The sequence below is a fragment of the Lewinella sp. W8 genome (assembly GCF_004375085.3).
In the GTDB taxonomy this organism is placed as follows: domain Bacteria; phylum Bacteroidota; class Bacteroidia; order Chitinophagales; family Saprospiraceae; genus Neolewinella.
This window is the reverse complement of record NZ_SNAQ03000008.1, coordinates 230,410-248,898: the sequence shown is the minus strand read 5'-3', so window position 1 is coordinate 248,898 and position 18,489 is coordinate 230,410. Positions and strand designations below refer to the sequence as shown.

Annotated in this window: 14 protein-coding genes; 7 read left to right on the top strand and 7 right to left on the bottom strand. The window is 56.7% G+C overall.

Translation table 11 applies throughout. From position 1 onward, the window contains the following. On the top strand, positions 1–350 hold a 350-nt coding region (locus E1J53_RS11380; RefSeq protein WP_154640183.1), incomplete at its 5' end, for a T9SS type A sorting domain-containing protein. Between the two features lie 669 nt (positions 351–1,019). Here the strand turns inward: E1J53_RS11380 and E1J53_RS11375 are convergent. Further along, complete coding sequence (locus E1J53_RS11375; protein WP_134270633.1) at positions 1,020–2,405, bottom strand: Gfo/Idh/MocA family protein; 1,386 nt, start codon at positions 2,403–2,405, stop codon at positions 1,020–1,022. A 191-nt stretch (positions 2,406–2,596) separates the two neighbouring features. Between E1J53_RS11375 and E1J53_RS11370 the strand changes: the two genes are divergently transcribed. The 3 genes from E1J53_RS11370 to E1J53_RS11360 all read left to right on the top strand — a co-directional run bounded on the left by E1J53_RS11370 (position 2,597) and on the right by E1J53_RS11360 (position 7,552). Beyond that, positions 2,597–5,818 (top strand): DUF1553 domain-containing protein, encoded by a 3,222-nt coding sequence (locus tag E1J53_RS11370; protein WP_134270632.1) that lies wholly within the window; start codon positions 2,597–2,599, stop codon positions 5,816–5,818. 24 nt (positions 5,819–5,842) lie between these two features. Then, positions 5,843–7,303, top strand: coding sequence for a DUF1501 domain-containing protein (locus E1J53_RS11365; RefSeq protein WP_134270631.1), 1,461 nt, complete (start codon positions 5,843–5,845; stop codon positions 7,301–7,303). 66 nt (positions 7,304–7,369) lie between these two features. After that, positions 7,370–7,552, top strand: a complete 183-nt coding sequence (locus E1J53_RS11360; protein ID WP_134270630.1) for a hypothetical protein — start codon at positions 7,370–7,372, stop codon at positions 7,550–7,552. 9 nt (positions 7,553–7,561) lie between these two features. Here E1J53_RS11360 and E1J53_RS11355 read toward each other — a convergent pair whose 3' ends face one another. From E1J53_RS11355 to E1J53_RS11335, 5 genes are all read right to left on the bottom strand, one after another. After that, positions 7,562–8,698 carry an MBL fold metallo-hydrolase gene (locus tag E1J53_RS11355; RefSeq protein WP_134270629.1) on the bottom strand — a complete coding sequence of 379 codons (1,137 nt, stop codon included), beginning with the start codon at positions 8,696–8,698 and terminating at the stop codon, positions 7,562–7,564. An 88-nt stretch (positions 8,699–8,786) separates the two neighbouring features. Further along, the gene (locus E1J53_RS11350; protein ID WP_134270628.1) at positions 8,787–10,268 is read right to left on the bottom strand and encodes a sigma 54-interacting transcriptional regulator; all 1,482 of its coding nucleotides are present in this window, start codon (positions 10,266–10,268) and stop codon (positions 8,787–8,789) included. Between the two features lie 187 nt (positions 10,269–10,455). Further along, positions 10,456–12,507: a hypothetical protein gene (locus E1J53_RS11345; protein WP_134270627.1), complete on the bottom strand. Its 2,052-nt coding sequence runs from the start codon at positions 12,505–12,507 to the stop codon at positions 10,456–10,458. A 69-nt stretch (positions 12,508–12,576) separates the two neighbouring features. Further along, positions 12,577–14,043: an Asp-tRNA(Asn)/Glu-tRNA(Gln) amidotransferase subunit GatB gene (gatB, locus tag E1J53_RS11340; protein WP_134270626.1), complete on the bottom strand. Its 1,467-nt coding sequence runs from the start codon at positions 14,041–14,043 to the stop codon at positions 12,577–12,579. 187 nt (positions 14,044–14,230) lie between these two features. After that, entirely contained in the window at positions 14,231–14,920 is a 690-nt protein-coding gene (locus E1J53_RS11335) for a hypothetical protein (RefSeq protein ID WP_134270625.1), read from the bottom strand. Between the two features lie 136 nt (positions 14,921–15,056). Between E1J53_RS11335 and E1J53_RS11330 the strand changes: the two genes are divergently transcribed. After that, the gene (locus E1J53_RS11330; protein WP_134270624.1) at positions 15,057–15,791 is read left to right on the top strand and encodes a DUF2071 domain-containing protein; all 735 of its coding nucleotides are present in this window, start codon (positions 15,057–15,059) and stop codon (positions 15,789–15,791) included. An 8-nt stretch (positions 15,792–15,799) separates the two neighbouring features. Here the strand turns inward: E1J53_RS11330 and E1J53_RS11325 are convergent, their stop codons facing one another. Next, a complete protein-coding gene (locus E1J53_RS11325; protein ID WP_134270623.1) occupies positions 15,800–16,744 on the bottom strand; it encodes an N-acetylmuramoyl-L-alanine amidase in 945 nt (314 codons plus the stop codon). A 93-nt stretch (positions 16,745–16,837) separates the two neighbouring features. Here E1J53_RS11325 and E1J53_RS11320 point away from each other — a divergent pair, with 93 nt between their 5' ends. Next, positions 16,838–17,158, top strand: coding sequence for a helix-turn-helix transcriptional regulator (locus E1J53_RS11320; RefSeq protein WP_134270622.1), 321 nt, complete (start codon positions 16,838–16,840; stop codon positions 17,156–17,158). A 130-nt stretch (positions 17,159–17,288) separates the two neighbouring features. Next, entirely contained in the window at positions 17,289–18,485 is a 1,197-nt protein-coding gene (locus E1J53_RS11315) for a carboxypeptidase-like regulatory domain-containing protein (protein WP_134270621.1), read from the top strand. The last annotated feature ends 4 nt before the right edge of the window (positions 18,486–18,489 follow it).

Sequence of the window (18,489 nt, the reverse complement as noted above, 5' to 3'; positions counted from 1 at the left end):
CCATCACGGTACGTGAAGGTGTGGCGGCTAACGGAAGCGCTGGTTCTCTGAACCTGAACTTCGGTGATCTGGCGATCACGGAGGCGATCAACGGTCTGGAGCAGAACACGCCCAACCCGGTAGCGGAGACGACGCGCATTGCCTACACGCTGGCCGCTGCCGGTCAGGTGACGCTGAACGTCCAGGACATCCAGGGCCGCACGGTGCTGGTACGTGAACTGGAGGGCGCTGCTGGTCGCAACGTGATCGAGCTCAACGTAAGTGAGCTTGGTGGCGCGGCCGGTGTGCTGAGCTACACGATCACGGCCGGTGACTTCACGGCCACGAAGAAGATGGTGGTGGTGCGCTAGGCGAACCGACCACTATCCGAAACGGATAGACGAACGGCCCCATCGGAATGATCCGGTGGGGCCGTTTTTTTTGTGGTTGGGGGAGAGGCAAGCTTGACGTATAGATACGTCTATACACCGGGAAGTCGCCCCGCATCACAACCACTTTCAACGGCGGGATTTTGCCATCCCGCGTAGATATTTAGAAGTACGACAAAGGCGGGGAAACCGGAACGAAATACGCCAACCCCATCCTCCAATCCTACTTTACCAAAGCTGGATTGTGGGACTGACTTTCGGGCTTCCTCGTAGATATGTAGAAGTACGACAAAGATGGAGAATCGGAGCAAGATGTGCTAGTTCCTGTCCCTGGATTCCATCATGCCACACCCATTTTTGGGGTCGAATTTTGGACTTCCGCGTAGATATGTAGAAGTACGACAAAGGCGGGGAAACCAGAGCAAGATGCACTGGTCCCTGTCTCTAAATTCCATCATACTACATCCGTTTTTGGGGTTAGTTGCTGGTTGCTCGCTCATTGGATGTCTCCCGAACGGAGTGAGGGGCCATCCGATGCGTCGAGCGGGGCAGGGATAGCCAATTGGGCACGTAACACCTAGGATGGGCTGCGCTGCGCTTCGACGCATCCGAGGAGCACTAAGGTCTTCAACCTAAATCTTAAAGCCTCATCTACACCTTAACCAGTTCATCCAGCCGAACGGCCCGACGCTCCGCAATGGATTTCCTGGCGGCAATACCCACCAGAATGGATAGCGCTCCGTCACGGGTTCCCGCCATGTGCCCCAGAGGGTCAGCCGCGTCCGGATTGACGAAAAGGTAATCAAGCATCCGCTTATCGCCTCCCCCGTGGCCGTAGCGGTATTTGGGCACTTTGATGGACTCAAAGTCCGGAGAAAAATTATCGTGCACAATGATTTCATGAAATTCGGTGGGAATCTCTTCCCGGCCGGTAGCCATCTCGGCGGCGTGCAGGTCTTCCTGTTCGGCGGGGGTATACTCACCCTTTTGGTAGGGAATGTCCTGCCAGGAATCCAGCCGGCCGTTTTCCCCGTTAAAGGCAACTCGCCAGCCTTCGTAGGGGGAGTAGGTCGTCAGGGAATAATTCACCACTACGCCATTGTCGTAAAGAATCTGGGCACTCATTTTATCCCAGATGTCGATGTCTTCCCGATACACGCAGGCATCTCGGAGATAACCGTCGTACTTTTCATTTTTGGCGTAGAGGTCCATCAAAAAGGGTTGTTTGGTGATGTCCCAATAATACCGACAGTCCTTTTTGTGGGGGCAGGACCGACAGTTCTTGCTCCGGAACGGACCGTTTTTACCATAGTGCTCCAACGCACCGTAGGCGCTTACTTCCACCGGGTCCGCGCCAATCCACCAGTTGAGCAAATCGAAGTGGTGGGTAGCTTTGTGCACCCAAAGTGATCCTCCCTTTTCTACGTAGCCGTGCCAACGGCGGAAATAACTGGCGCCATGGTATACGTTCAGGTACCAGTTAAAGTCCACACTCGTTACCCGGCCGAGGCGCTCTTCGTGCAGAAGTTGTTTGATGGCCGTAGCGTGGGGTTGATGACGGTAGTTAAAGGTGACCAGGACCTCCTTACCCGTCCGCTTTTGGGTGTCCAAGATGGCCTGACATTTGTCCGCCGTGGTGGTCATGGGTTTTTCGGTGATGACGTTAGCACCGGCCTCCATGGCCTTGATGATGAATTCATGGTGGGTGTTGTCAACCGTCGTGACGATGACCCACTCCGGAGCGGTGCGCCGCATCATTTCGTCAAAGTTGTCGAAGGTGGGGCATTGCATCCCCGTATAGCGCAGGCCGTGAGCCAATCTTCCGGGATTAATGTCGCAAAGCCCGACAAACCGCACTTGCTTGCCGTAGTTTTCCACCAGGTTCTTGCCCCACAGGGTTGTCCCCCGGATTCCGGCCCCTACCAAAGCGATACGCTTTTGCGTCCCCGATTTCCAGGCCGTAAAGGCACTGGCCTGACCGGCGGCCAGCATGGCGGTAAAAAGAGCGGAATTTCGGAGAAACTTACGGCGTTGCATGGAGTGGTTTTTGGAGGGCGAAACCTGTTTGGTCGGTATGCCGGGCGACCTTAAAATAACCCTGAATACCAGGGGGTTGACGTATTTTAGACGTCTTTACCCCGAATGACGTAGTGCTTGGCCGGGTGCCTTCTTGGCCGCTAACCCAACCAGCGTTTGGGGAGTAACTTGATGAATAAAACTCAACAGCCTTGCGGTACGGATTCTTAATTTCCCTGGGAATAATCGGATTGTGCACGGCCTGCGGTCCGGACATGATGGAGGAAGTCGCGGAAGCCTACGCTTCACTTCCGGATAAAATTGACTACAACTTCCACGTAAAGCCGATTTTATCGGATCGCTGTTTTGCCTGCCACGGACCCGACGCCCAGAACCAACAGGCGGACCTTCGCCTGGACATCGCGGAGGAGGCCTACGCCCCCCTGTCCAGTGGCAATGGCTTCGCCATTGTTCCCGGTAGTCCCGGTAAAAGTGAGATGATCAGGCGCATCAATGCCCAAGATCCGGACTTAATTATGCCCACTCCGGAAAGTAACCTGCAGCTCGATGACTGGGAAATCGCCGTCCTGACCAAATGGGTGCAACAGGGCGCCAAGTACAAAACCCACTGGGCCTTCACGCCTCCGGAACAACCGCCGGTGCCGAACGCAGGTGGACAATGGGCCCACAACGAAATTGACCGGTTTGTGGCGGCGGGTCACGCCGCCGCTGACGTAAGTCCGGCCCCGGAAGCAGAGCGGGAATACCTCATCCGCCGGGTCTTCTTTGACCTGAACGGTCTGCCCCCAAGCCTGAGCGAACTAGATCAATGGACGAAGGATCAGCGGCCAGACTGGTACGAGCAGCTGGTAGACGAGCTGCTGGCCCGCCCCGCCTACGGCGAACGGATGGCAACCTACTGGCTGGACGTGGCCCGCTTTGCGGACTCCGAAGGCTACCTGGATGATTTTCACCACGCCCTGTGGCCCTACCGCGACTGGGTAATTTCGGCCTACAACCGAAACTTACCCTACGACGACTTCATCGAGTGGCAGGTCGGGGGAGACCAGTTTGAAGATCCCAGCCGGGAACAGATTCTGGCCACCACCTTCAACCGTAACCACAAGCAGAATTCTGAGGGCGGCATCATCGCCGAGGAATTCCGGGTGGAGTACGTGGCCGACCGCACCAATACGGTAGGGACGGCCTTTCTGGGACTGACCATGGGTTGCGCCCGTTGCCACGATCACAAGTACGATCCCATTTCCCAAAAGGACTACTTCGAGCTCTTCAGTTTCTTCAACAATACGGTGGAGCGGGGAGACGCCATCTTTGCCCTGAACGCCCTGGAAAATGGGCAGATGGTGGAGAACTTTTACGCGATGAACGCCGGACCAACCCTGCCACTTCCGGATTCGGCGACCCAGGCCATTCAGGAGCACCTGGAAGCCATGATCGCCGAAAAAGAGCGTAATATATCTTTGCTTCGTCAGGAAATGCCGGCACCTGCGGCCACGCCCACTAAAAATGACCTCCGGAAAACGATGGAGGAGCACACGGTAAATTACCTCAATTTTGACCAGGATCCCCTCCGGGATTTGGCACCGGGTGGAGCGGTGAAGTGGAACAGTATGGAGCTGGCAACGGGGAAGTACGGGCGCGGTATCCGTTCCGGAGAAGGTCAGCTGGTCGCGGATGGGGAAGGCTCACAGTTTGAACGGTCCGAGCCCTTCACGGTAAGTTTTTGGATCAAAACCGTCAAATTTATTCCCGAAGGCCACGCATTCTTCAACGGCAACAACAAGAACCAGGGTTACCGCGGCTGGGACGTCATGATCGACAGTAATCGGGTGCATCTGCGCCTGAATCACGCCCATCCTTTTCAGTCCATCGATCTGCGGATTGACCAACCGCTGGTCAATAACGAGTGGACCCACTTTGTTTGGAGTTATGACGGTAGCAGCCAGGCCGAAGGCATGCGGGTTTACCGGGACGGTCAGCGGGTGAGTCCGGCCGTCATCCGTGACCATTTGGTCCGCAGCACCCGTCCGTATACCTACCAGAAGGCTCTGGTCTATGAACGGTATAATGGGCTGACCATCGGGGCCCGCCACTACGACCAGGACTTTGAGGAGGGTATGCTCGACGAAATCCGGGTGCTCAATACCGAGGCGGGAGATTTGCTGGCCAGATATCTTTATGAGGGCCCGGAGGGCAGGTTCCAGGTTGGTCAGAATGGCCAGGAATTATCGGAATATCACCAGTTGCACCGGGCAGCAGGTTTGCAATCCGCCAGAGCGGAACTGACCGCCCTCCGCACCCGGGCGGTGGAAACCATCGATACGGTCCGGGAGGTGATGGTGATGGGGGATGACACCCGCCTGCGCCCCACCTACGTGCTCGATCGGGGCGTCTATGATGCCCACGGGGAACCCGTGGAACGCGGTATTCCGGAAGCCCTGATGGACTGGCCGGAAGACCTGCCCAAAAACCGCTTCGGGTTGGGCAAATGGCTAACGCACCCCGATAACCCCCTGACGGCCCGCGTGGCGGTTAACCAGCTGTGGTACCTAATGTTTGGCCGCGGCATCGTGGAGTCCGTAGAAGATTTTGGTAACCAGGGGAGTCTGCCCTCCCACCCGGAACTGCTGGACTGGCTGGCCGTTGATTTCCGCGAGCACGGATGGGACGTGAAGCGCCTCATCCGGCAGATGGTTACTGCGGCTACCTACCGCCAATCGTCCGTCATCCGGGAGGAACTCCGGGAGGTCGACCCGGATAACAAGTTGCTGGCCCGCGGCCAGCGGTACCGGAGATCAGCGGAGATGGTCCGGGACAATCTGCTGGCGGCCAGTGGATTACTGGAGGAGAAGGTCGGCGGCGCCTCGGTTTTTCCCTATCAGCCCCCCGGCCTGTGGCGCGAACTCAGTAGCCACGGCCACTCACCGGCCTACGAGGTGGACACCGACAACGGATTGTACCGCCGCAGCCTGTACACCTTCTGGAAACGGAACGCGCCTCCACCCGCCATGATGGTCTTTGACGCCAGCACCCGGGGTGAATGCCAGGTGCGCCGGCAGCGTTCCAACACCCCACTGCAGGCCCTGGTCCTGCTGAATGACCCACAGACCATTGCCGCCTGTCGTGCGCTGGCCAGCCGGACCTTGCAGCGGATCGAGGATCCGGCCTCGGCCAGTGCCGAAGTATTCCGGACCCTGATTGGCCGTCCGCCCACCAGCGCCGAACGGGAGATCATCACGCAGTTCTACGAAGATGAACTTGCCTATTTTCACCGTAACCCGCTGGCTACTCAGGATTTTCTGAACATCGGGTATCACCCAACCGACCTGAGCCCCGGAGCCGAAAGGGTAGCCGCCATGGCACGGGTAGCCAACACCGTTATGAACTCCACCGAAGGCTACTTTAAAAACTAGTGTCCACCTCAGTAACCCCTAATCATGACTGACCTTCAGCGCGCTCATTACTTCGCCACCCGGCGGGAATTTTTGAAGACCACCACTAAGGGCCTCGGTGCCCTGGCCCTGGGCGGACTGCTGCAGCCCGGTCTGCTTTCGGGCCAGCAACCGGCGCCGATCGTGGGCGGCGGCGGTGCCCTGGGCGCCCTCCACCATGCCCCCAAGGCCAAACGCATCATTTATCTGTTTCAGAGCGGAGCACCCAGTCAGATCGAAACCTTCGATTACAAACCCCTGCTGAACGAACGTTGGGGCGAAGAGATCCCCGACTCCGTACGGGGTAATCAGCGGCTTTCCGGGATGCTGGCCAGTCAGTCATCTTTTCCCCTGGTAGGCTCTCCCTTTGCCTTTCACCGCCACCCCAAAACCGGAGGATACTTCAGTAGTCTGATGCCGTATACCGCACAGGTGGCGGAAGACATTTGCGTGATCAATTCCATGTACACGGAAGCCATCAATCACGAGCCGGCGGTTATCTTTTTGCAAACGGGTAGCCAGCAGGTGGGGCGACCAAGTATCGGTAGCTGGATGAGTTACGGATTGGGGAGTAGCAACGAAAACCTTCCGGCCTTCGTCGTGCTCCTATCCAAGGGGAAACCCGACCCCCAGAACCTGAATATGCAGGCGTGGAGCAGCGGATTCCTGCCCAGCCACCACCAGGGCGTTCAGTTCCGAAACGGTGCCGATCCAGTACTCTACCTGGGTAATCCATCCGGCATTACCCGGGACCGCCGCCGCCGCGAACTGGACGTAATCGCGGCCCTTGATAAGGAACAACAAAAGCACTGGGGCGATTCCGAGATAGATTCCAAGATCAATCAGTATGAGATGGCCTATCGGATGCAGGCCAGCGTGCCGGAGATTACCGATTTCAGCGACGAACCCGACTACATCTTTGACCTATACGGCCCGGAAGCCAGGGTGCCCGGAACCTTTGCCGCCAATTGTCTGCTGGCCCGCAGGCTGGCCGAAAGGGACGTACCCTTCGTGCAACTCTATCACATGGGGTGGGACCAGCACGGTAACCTACCCCGAGACATCCAGATGTTGACAAAAAGCAGCGATCAGGCCAGTGCGGCCCTGGTAAAGGACCTCAAACAGCGCGGTCTACTGGAGGATACCCTGGTGATCTGGGGAGGAGAGTTCGGCCGGACCAGTTTCAGCCAGGGCAAGCTGACCAAAACTAATTTCGGGCGGGACCACCACCCAAGGTGCTTTAGTGTCTGGATGGCGGGCGGAGGCGTGAAGCCCGGAACGGTCTACGGGAAAACGGATGATTTTAGCTACAACGTAGTGGAAGACGGTGTTCATGTTCATGACTTTCAGGCCACCATCCTGCACCTGCTTGGTGTTGACCACGAACGACTGACCTTCAAGCACCAGGGGCGTCGGTATCGCTTAACGGACGTACACGGCCATGTGGTCAGGGGGATTCTGTCCTGAACTAATCCCCGGTCGGGGATACGGGATGTCTGACGGGCTTCCTACATTTGCTTGAAATATAGTTACGTGAAGAGCAAGCAAATTCTCGCCATTGTGTTTACCGTTGTGGGAGCCATCGGCCTCGCGGTTGGTGTAATGGCCATTTTTAACAAGGGTATGGCCTTCGGCCAAAATCCCTGGGGCGTTTCCATTATCGGGGGCATTTTCTTCCTCACGGGTATGGGGCTGCTCCGCACCGTGGGGCGATAAGCTGCAAGGCTACGCCTTGGCCGCATCGTAAATTGATGGTCGCTGTACGACCTCCTGCCACCAGCGGGATTTACAGTCTTCCGCGTTCACGGCAAAGCGCTGCCCCACCATCGGGCTTAGCACGCATTCATCCTGATCGGCCTTAATAATGCGCTCGGCGGGATCAAACCAGGGATGATTGCTTAGGCTGAAGGCTCCCCAGTGAATGGGCAGTAAGGCGCGTCCACCGAGATCCTGATGCGCCCTGAGGGCTTCCTCGGGCTGCATGTGGATGTTCTTCCAGCGGGCGTGATACTGCCCGCTGTCCAGCATGGTCAGGTCAAATTTACCCAGTCGTTGGCCAATGGTCCGAAAATGACTGCCGTAGCCACTGTCTCCACCGAAGTACAGGCGGTGATACCTGGTATCAATGGCGTATCCACACCACAGCGTTTTGTTCCTCGTTGCCGGAGATCGGCCGCTAAAATGCCGGGCGGGAGTGGCGGTAAACCGACAACCGGTGAGCTCTACGCTTTCCCACCAATCTATTTCGGTGATTTTTTCTTCGGAGATGCCCCACGCCCGAAGGTGAGCCCCAACACCCAGTGGTACGAGGAAGGCTCTCGTACGGTCTTTGAGGGCCATCAGGGTGTCAAAGTCGAGGTGGTCGTAATGATCGTGAGAATATACGATCAGATCAATCTCTCCAAAGTCCTCGAGGGGCTGATAGTTTTCGTAGGGGAAACGGTGCCCCAAAAAGGGAATTGGTGCCACCCAATCACCCAGCATGGGGTCGAATAAAATGGTCTTACCGCCGGTTTCCAGGCGCACGGTGGAGTGCCCGTACCAGGTAAGGTGATCCTGATCTACTTCCGGGAAAGCAGAAGCTTTATTGGGAGCTACGGGCAGGGGGACGGTGGGTTGGGTGTGTTTGGATTTAAGGTATCCGTACAAATCTCCGAGCAAGCTCCCCAAATCTTCCTGAATGGGAGTGCGTTCCAGGTTGCGGAAGGAGCCCCGCCGCCATCCGGAGGAAGACCGCACGTTTCGGGCAAGAATGGCGGAGGGCTTAGCACCGAACTGGGGGTCATTACGTAGCTTTCTCACCGCGTAGAGGAGCGGCAACATTGCCAGGCCGGCCAACCAGTGCGGGCGTTTCAGGTTCATGCGATGAGGTTGAAGAATACACTTATTGTTACGCTGGCGAAACGCTGAATGTTTGGTTGTTTAATCGGCCAGTTTTCCGGAGTTCTTTTTAGCCGAAGTCCAGGTCCTCGTCGCCGAACATATCGGCAAGAATATCCCGGAAGCTCAGGCTGTTTTCCATAGATTCCTTGTTGAGGACTTCCATCTCGGCCAGACCCTGGAGGACCAGTTCCATCATCAAATAGGTATCGGCTTCGCCGAGGTTTTTATCCAGGTGGCCGGTGACGAATTTACGGAGTCCGGCTACCTTGTCCAGGCTCTCGCGGTAGTCGGCATCACTGGCGTCATTGAACAACTCTACGATATTTCCGCCACTGAAGTAGGCCCGGATGACGCCGTAGGGGTCACTATCTGCCCGACCGTCCGCGGAGGTGTCGTTGGGGTCGGGGAAATGATCAAGGAAGCTCTTCTTGATGCTGGACCCCAGCAGTTTCATGGCCACCCCGTAGGCACCCTCCTGTTCACCTTCATAGACCAGCTCTACCTTACCGGTAATGGCGGGTACGACTCCCCAGAAGTCGGTGATGCGGGCTACGGTACTTTTATCGTTGTTCATGAGGGCCCGACGTTCGGCCGTAGAAACCAGATTCTCCAGGGCCGTGATGCTCAAGCGGGCCGACACCCCACTTTTTTCGTCAATGTATTCACTTTCCCGGGCGGCAAAGGCCAGCTGCTCCAGCATGGTGTCCAGTAGGTCGGGAATGGCAACCAGCTTGGCCTGATCCTCCAGCAGATCTGCTTCCTGCTTGGTGATGGACTTGGCAATCTCGATGGTCTTCGGATAGTGGGTCAGGATCTGACTTTGAATCCGGTCCTTCAGGGGCGTAATGATGCTACCCCGGTTCGTGTAGTCTTCCGGGTTGGCGGTGAAGAGGAATTGAATATCCAGCGGTAGCCGCAGCTTGAATCCTCGAATCTGGATGTCTCCTTCCTGCAAAATATTAAACAGGGCAACCTGAATCCGCGCCTGAAGATCGGGAAGTTCGTTAATGACGAACAGGCCACGATGCGCCCGGGGAACGAGGCCGAAGTGGATCACCCTTTCGTCGGCGTAGGTCAGTTTCAGGGTAGCCGCTTTGATGGGGTCAACGTCTCCGATGAGGTCGGCGACGCTTACGTCCGGAGTGGCCAGTTTTTCGACGTAGCGTTCGTCCCGGTGCACCCAATCAATGGGGGTTTCGTCACCTTTTTCCGCGATCAGGTCTAGAGCGTAGCGGCTGATGGGGGCCAGGGGATCATCATTCAGTTCACTCCCGGCCACTACGGGCATGTATTCGTCCAGTAAATTGACCAGCAGCCGCGCGATACGGGTTTTGGCCTGACCACGTAGGCCCAATAATAAAATACTGTGCCGACTCAGGACCGCCCGCTGAATGTCGGGCAGTACGGTGTCATCAAATCCGATGATACCCGGAAATACTTCTTCTTTGTTTTTGAGCTTTTTAATCAGATTTTCCCGCAGTTCTTGTTTTACGGAGCGGGACTTGTAGCCGGTGGCGCGAAGTTCGCCGAGCGTTTTGGCTTGGGGCATGGAGCTAAATACTTTGCTTGGGTAGAGACCAGTAAACGACGGAAGCCAGGATTAGTTTGACGGAGGGGTAGGGGACGGACGAGGGGACCGGTTGGCGGGGTGGAAATTGCGGATTTTGTCTACTGAGTCTACATGTAGACTCAGTAGGCGGAACCCGAAAATTTTTCCCGAATTCTCCCTCAATCCTCTACTTCAACCAGTAACACCTGGCCTCCCGCAGCCCCTCAATTGATATCCCCCCCTCAAGGCTATTTGTCGTAGTGGGGTGCTCTTCGTCCGCGTCATACAATAGCTCGGCGGAGGTAAACTCCGCGAGGCCGTCCTCCAGTACTTCCGAGATCGGACGTGGATGAAAATTGACCACGAAAAGAAAACTCCCGGAGCCGTCAAGGGCGGGGCGAATCCACCAAACGGCCTGGCCCCCTGGGGAAGACCCGGCACCTGCGGTCCCTCGCCCTGCTTCGAATGGGTATACCGGAAAGTCCATGGCCTCATCCAGCCGGGGCAGTTGCTCGGCGGCAAAGCCGTGAAGGCGGTTGAGGGCACCAAAAAGGGAAAAGTTATTCCCCCACTGAAAGGGGCCCGAGACGGCCTTGTCACCGCGGGTTTCCTGGAAAACGTACAGCTTGGAATAATACTCATTGGCGACCCGGGAAAAATGGCGGTCGCGCTGCTCAAACCCTAAGCTGAAGTAGAGGGGCATCCGGCCGAGGAAGAGTCCCGTAAACATCCGGGCCACTTCTCCGTGGTGGTGAAAATGGTCGAAGCGAGGATCGTCCTTGTCGCCGGTAATGACCGTCCAGGCGGGCGTCACGGTGGACGAACGCTGAATCTTCAGGTAATCCGCAAAGGCCTCCATAAACTCCTCATCTCCCGGCACCATACTCTGCAGATTGCCCAGGGTAACCTCCGCCAGACTGGCTTTCAAGTGCTCCACTTCGTCACCATAGGCCATGAAGTCCGGCTCGGTCAGGAAGCTTTCGGCAAAATAGGCGAAGTGGGGAACCCGCTCGGCAATGCGCTCCTTGACCGCCCGCAGCGGATCATAGAAGTCGGGTACGGGATCGGGGACGCCGGCGGGCCTCATCTGGACGTGACTCATGTCGCCCCGCATAAAGTCAAAGTTGTAGCGACGTTGCTGCTCGGCGTAGTGACCGGTGAGATAATCCCACACCCATCGCCGGGGCTGGTCAAAATCGATTTCCCATTCCGCGTTGTCCCGTTTACGCCCGTAGAGTTTATAGCGGGTCAGTGGACCGAATACCCGGCTCATTTCCTCGGGTTCGGTAATGCGGTAATCTCGCCACACCCGTCCGGCATCATCTACCGTCATGGCCTCCGGACTCGGGTCTACTTCGAGGCCCCGGTAGGGTGGCGCCATGGTGGCGGGCGCGGGCTCCAGGCCGCGGTGATAGAGCCAGTCCACCAGGTCTACCCGCCGGTCCCGACGCCCCGCATGATCGTCGGGGTGACCGAAGAATAACTTCAGGCGGTTTTCTTCGCTCAGTTCCCATAATCCGCCCACCATGCCGTAGGCGGACAGGGCCGGTCCCCGCTCCCGCAGCCAGTCGGTAATGGCCCCCTGCACTTCTTCGTGGAGATATTCCCGGTGGCTGATGATGAACGTATCCTTGCGCCGAATCCACTCAAAGTGATCCGGGTTGGCCAGCACCATTTCGCTGTACCGGTCGGTGTGAGGAATGACGTCCATTCCGACCACTTTCCCCAGCGCGTGCAGGAAGTTAATGACCACCACGAGTTGGGCCTCCGGACTGCGTAAGTCGGGAAAAGCGGCGGCGGCCTCGTGGTCGAAAAATTCGGGATTAAGCTGCCAACTGGCCATGCCGTACAGGCTACCGACCACCCCGGGCTCCCAGATGGGCAGGAGGTGAACGCCCTGAATATGACCGGGGAGGGTGAGCGCGTACTTCAGCACATTCCAGAAGCTGCCGACGGTCCGCACGTTGACGCCCGCCATGTGACAGCGCCGTAGCCAGTGGCCGTCTTGCTGGTGCGCAACCGGACTTTCTACCCGGTATTCCGGATCAAGGCACTGCCTGAATCGGGCTTCCCCCAAACGTTCTCGCAGAGCGCCGAGCAGTTCCGTCATGCTGGCGTTCAGCGCTATCTCCGGCGCCAGGTCCCGAATCCAGCCGGATTCGCCGGAGGTGAACTCCTGGCGCCTTTGGGCGCCGTGCTGAGACCAGTAGGTACGGTATTCATCGGGTATCTGCCGCATGGGGTGAAGGTAGGGAGACTATCGGACAAAGGAAGGCGAAGCAACGTAACTTTCGCAAAGGACCGGCAATCAGGCATCCAGTTTTTTCCGGAGCAATGCCTGGGTCTCTTTGGGTTCCGCGCTCCCTTTACTGCGCTTCATCACCTCCCCCATAAAGAACCCAATCAACCCCTTTTTGCCTTTTTTGTACACGGCTACCTTGTCGGGGTAGGCGGTAAGGACTTCGTCCACCAGACCGGCGAGAAAGTCACCGTCGGAGTTCTGGATCAGGCTGAGCTTTTCAGCCAGCGCTTCCGGCTTCGCTTCGGGATCGTCAAGCAGCGCGGGAAGGAGTTTTCCGGACATGGCGGCAGCGGCAATTTTACCCTCTTCCACGAGATCGTGTAATTCTACGAGCTGTTCGGGCGTAAGGGGGAATGCCGAAATTCCGCCTTTTTGTTCGTTGGCCCAGGGCATGATCCGGTTGACCCAGAGTTTGGCCAGCATGGCTGGTTGGGGGTGTCGCTCGGCAAATCGTTGAAACGTCATGAAATTCTCCCGGTCCTCACAAATAAGAATGGCATCTTCGGTTGTGACGCCGAGCTTATCGATAACGAGGTCAAAAGCCTCCCAGGGGAGGGTGCCCAGATTTCGGCGGATGTTGTCCACGTACTGGGGCGTTAGCACTACGGGGGGAAGGTCCGGATCGGGGAAATAACGGTAATCGTGGGCATCTTCCTTGTCTCGCAGGGCACTGGTGGTCCCCGAGGCCGGGTCAAACTGCCGCGTTTGTTGTTGCACGGCCCCTCCGGATTCCAGGATGCCGATTTGTCGGTCCACTTCGTAGGCCACGGCCTGCCGGGCGAACTTCATGGAATTCATGTTCTTGATTTCGCAGCGGGTCCCGAAGGCTTCCTGTCCGACCGGCCGCACGCTGACGTTAACGTCGCAACGCAGACTGCCTTCCTGCATGTTGCCGTCGCTGACGCCCAGCCAGCGCACGAGGCGCCGCATACCGCTCATAAAGGCGTCTACCTCTTCGGCCGACCGCAGGTCGGGCTCAGTGACAATTTCCAGCAGTGGGGTGCCCGCCCGGTTGAGGTCAACGCGGCTGAAGGCCTCTCCGGCCGCATGAATGCTCTTACCCGCATCTTCTTCCATATGAATGTGGTGCAGCTGAATGCTCCGTTTTTCGGTGGCTGACGCAGGTGCCTTGCTCTTTGGTGGGGCCAGGCGGATGGGTAGGGCTCCGCCAAGGCAAATCGGGTTCTCGTCCTGGGTAATCTGGTACCCTTTGGGCAAATCGGCGTAGAAGTAGTTTTTCCGGTCGAAGGTACTCCGGAGGTTGATCTTACAACCGAGGGCAAGACCGAGCCGAACGGCAAACTCCACCTGCCGCTCATTTAACATGGGCAGGGTTCCCGGGTAACCAAGACTGATGACGCTGATGTTCCGGTTGGGATCTTCCCCAAACTGATTGAGGTCGCCACAAAAGGCTTTGCTGGTGGTGGCCAGTTGAACGTGGGTTTCCAACCCGATCACGGTTTCGTAGCGCATGCTTGCTGGTGGTTGAGCCGCCAAGATAAGGCCTTACGTTAGTGCGACTAGCCAAACTACCCCTAATCTGAACCCTCAATTCTTTGCGGTCTACGGTTCCTGAACTTTTCCCCCATGCGCTAAATAAAAAAACGTGTGCCGGGGTTACTCCCCGACACACGGCTTTTATTATCTATGGATGCTCGAATTAGGACCGGTTACCGGCTACCTTTCTGGCAATTTCCTGCCGGGCGGATCTCCGCTTGCGCAGCGTATCCTGGGCGTCGTTTAATTTACGGCGCAGTTCCTCCAGTTCATTACGCAGTTCTACGTTCTCCGACTGAAGTTTCTCAATGTCCTCTTCGTTCTTACGGATATCTTTTTCTACGTCGTCATAATCTTCCTGCAGATCACTAAGGGCTTCCTCGGCTTCCGCCACCCGCTCTTCGTAGTAGTTGGGAAGATAATCGGAGAGAAAACTGTCAAATAACGTCTCCAGCCCGGAGAAGGCCGTGAAGTTTTCCCGATCGACAAAATTGTTGAGCCCACGAGAAGCGAACAAGGTCATTCTGGTGTACCCGTTGAATTCCTCCGTCTTGGTGAGGATACTGATGTTGTCGGAACTGATGGTTGGAATGGTGGCGGCTTCGGAGGTTTCCATATTCTTATCGCCGAATAGTCCACCGCCCTTCATCTTGACGTCATAGCGGTCCTTCATCCAGTCGTCAAAGGCATCCTGAACGTCTTTCCGTCCGGGTTGAATATCAATGCTGAGCGCATCTATGCGTTGGTCTTCGTATTCCAGCGTGGTGTATTGGATGCGATCGGTTTGTGCCTGCAGCATTAAGCCAGTCATCAACAAGACGAAAATGGATATATATTTTATCGTGGTCTTCATGGTAAATATTGGTTTAATTATTAAAGTGTTGCTTTATTCCTGTAACCGCAGATTGTCTTCCCGTGTTTGGTGAGGAACGCTGTGGCCTGTCTCGTGGCCCGCTCGGATATCCGATCTTTTCGGGAGATATTTAGGCGTGAAGACTACCGAAATTCTCAAGGACGCCGCCCACCGTCCCTGGCCAATTCCCGCCGGAGGATGGCAATACTATCAGGAGTGGAATGATGCCCTCTTTTTGCACTGGAAGGTGGCCGAGGAAGACCTTCGTCGCTTTGTTCCTGCGGAATTGGAAATTGACCTGTGGGAGGGCAGTCCGTGGGTTTCCCTGGTGGCCTTTACGATGGAAAGGATCAGACCGAAACTCCTGCCCGCTTTTCCTCCGGTATCGGACTTTCCTGAAATCAACATTCGTACCTACGTAAAGTACCGGGGTAAGCAAGGGGTGTATTTCCTCAGCATTGAGGGAGGTAAACCTTTGTCCTGTTGGATTGCCCGGTCCCTGTCGGAACTCCCGTACCGGTACTCCGCCATGACGCGTGAGCCGGGGACCTACACTTCCCACAATGCCGTTTTTGGGGATTGCTTTTCAGCCCGGTACCGGGTCCTTCAGCCCCTACGGACCAAAACGCCCCACGATCTCTGGCTAACGGAGCGCTACGCTCTCTTCCAGGAGACGGCCCGTTCCATTAATGCTTTTGACATTCACCACCAGGAGTGGCCGGTAAGTGATCTGTTACTGGATGAAGTGGAGGTGGATTATCCGCGTTTTGCCTCGCTGCTTTCGGGACCGCCCGAGCTTGCCCGGTATTCTCCGGGTGTGCAGGTCCTGGCCTGGGGCAAGGTTCCTCACGCCCGCATACTTGCTCGCTGAGGGGACGATTAGAGCCCCTCCCGCTCGATTTCCATGATCGCCGCCACGTGAGCGTCGGCTACCCGTTGGCGGAAGTCTTCGGTGAGCATCTGCTCAAGATCGAAGCGGTTGTTGTAAAATCCGTTTTCGGTAAGCACGGCGGGCATACGGGTGGCCCGCAGCACGTAGAATTGTCCGGTAACCTTACTGCGCAGGTGACGATTATTCATGTCCGTCTGGGCGATGATGTTGCGGTGGAAAATGGTGGCCATCTTTCGCCCTTTGGTACTCCCGTTATAGTACCAGGTCTCCACCCCCTGTACACTGTCGTCGGTGAAATCCTGTAAGGTAGGCGCGGGACCCGCGTTGCCGTGGATGGATACGAAAAGCTTGGGCAGTGCGGTACTGAGTCGATTCGCCCGATCTACCCGCTCGGTCAGGAAGTTACCTACCTGGGTTTCGGGAACCACGTTGAAATACGCTACACCGATGGCGTCCAGTTGGGCAAAGATTCTGCGGGTGATGTCCCGGTTGAATTGATACTCCAGGAGTTGGCGACCGTCGGGAAGAATCGGGCTGCGTTTTCCCGCCGTAAGGGCTCCATGCCCGTTGTCGATGCACCACATATACCGGGCGCGGTATTCCGGAGCGGGCGGAACGGGGACGGGGATAATCACCCGATCATCTGGAGAAACGGGGGGTATGGGATCATCCTCGGGAGCGGGCAGTGGGTTTTCGTCGAACTCAGGGGCTCCTTCGCCTACTCTCGGAGGTTCCGCCTCGTGACTGATCACAATAAAGTCATCCTCCTTGACGTCTCCGGCATCCTGCGGTTCCTCCGGATTGGCCTGTGGCGTCGGGGGAGGAGCCGGTGGAAGGGCCGGCGGTAGTGGCCGGGGAGTCCTGGGCCGGGAGGGGGTATCTCCGAAAAGGACGGCAAGAAAATCCACGATGACCTGCAAAAACTCGTTCATAGTCGGCTTGGCAACAGCCCCGAAGATAGGGTAGGGCAACTAAATCAGGGACAAACTTGTATCTTAGGGCAACCCAAACACGTTGCGCTCAGTATGGAAAAAGTCAAGCCAAGCGTCCTGAACCCCGAGGAAGCCGAAAAACTTGAAAGGATTGCCTTTATCCTCAAAACGGTGGCTCACCCCCTCCGACTGGGCATCGTACACCTGCTGGAACAGCATCCACGGCTGTCCGTGACGGAAATCTGCGAAGCCCTGGAATCGGAGCAATCGCTGACCAGCCATCACCTGCAGAATATGAAGTTAAAGGGGATTCTTTCCGTAAAGCGTGATGGTCGGTCCATGATGTATTCCCTCAAGGAAAGAGACGTTAGTTTGATCATCGAGTGTTTGGAGAACTGCCAGTGTAATATGTAGGCAGCCTACGGGGACGTAATAGCTATTTGAAGGTTTAATTGACAAAAAGCCGCCCCTGCGGGTCGGGCGCCACACCATTGGTGTAACCTCCGGTATCCCGTAGTTTTTTCATTGACTATTACCCCACAATATGAGCACCCTCCCGCCAGCGCAAACACTGATTCTCCTTTTTGTTTTTCTCGCCAGCACCGCTATCCTGCAGGGGCAACCGTGGGTATCCGGAACCGTGCTGGATGCCGACGACGGAACACCGATTCCCTTCGCGACGGTGTACTTTGACGGCACCACCAATGGTCAGACCACCGATGAGCGGGGCGAATTCAAGCTTTCCCTGAGTGGCATGCAATTACCCGCCAGGCTGATTGTCAGCCATCTGGGCTATGATCTTGCCGCCACGGAGGTCAAAGCCCCCAGCGCGGGACTGGTGTTCAACATGAAAGTTCAGGGGCAGGACCTGCAGCAGGTGGAAGTCAGCGACCGGAACCTCCGCGAGAGGACGCTGGCAGAGTTCCGCCAAAAATTACTGGGGGACGACGACTGGGGGCTGGCCGCAAGCATCAAAAACGAGGAACGAATCGTCTTCAATCGCGACTACAAAGACGTTAAACTGGTCACCGAAAATCCGAACTGGCGCCGAAGGCTGGTGAATTCAAAAAGGTACCCGCAGACCTGGGCGGAGGATAGTAGCTACGTCGTTCAGGAGCAACCCCTTAACCTGCGCATTGACCGGGCAACCCGCCTGCGGATCGATCTGCCGGATATCGGATACGATCTCGAACTGGATCTGCAGTCATTTCTGTTTGACTACCGCCAGGCCCTGACCAGCTATTTTGGTTTCTTTTTCTACCGGCCCAAGGAGGGCTTCGGGGAAGAACCCCGGGCCCGCCACCGTCGTAATCGGGAACGGGCCTATTATGGTTCATCCATGCACTTCGCCAGAAGTTTAACTACGGGTAGCCTCACGGCTAACGGCTTCGCGGTCTATCGGCGATCAGGAAAAGGGCCGCAGGAACGGATCGAAGAAATCAACCTGCCGTCTTATCTCGAACCCGGAGAGGCGCCGGATACCTACCTGCTGCGGGGACTAAAGGACGAAAATCTGGTCATCCTCTACTATGGCGATGCCCGGGGGCGGCCACTGCCCCTGAAGAAATGGAAAAGAGCGAAGCCGCTGGAGTCGGGGATAAAGGTGGTATCCGATTCCTGTATTGTACGGGCGGACGGGACGCTACCGGATAATGCGCTACTGTTCACCGGGCAAATCGCTACGCGTGCCGGAGCCTGGTTACTTCCCAGTGATTACCATCCGGAAGAACACCCTGAATAATCCT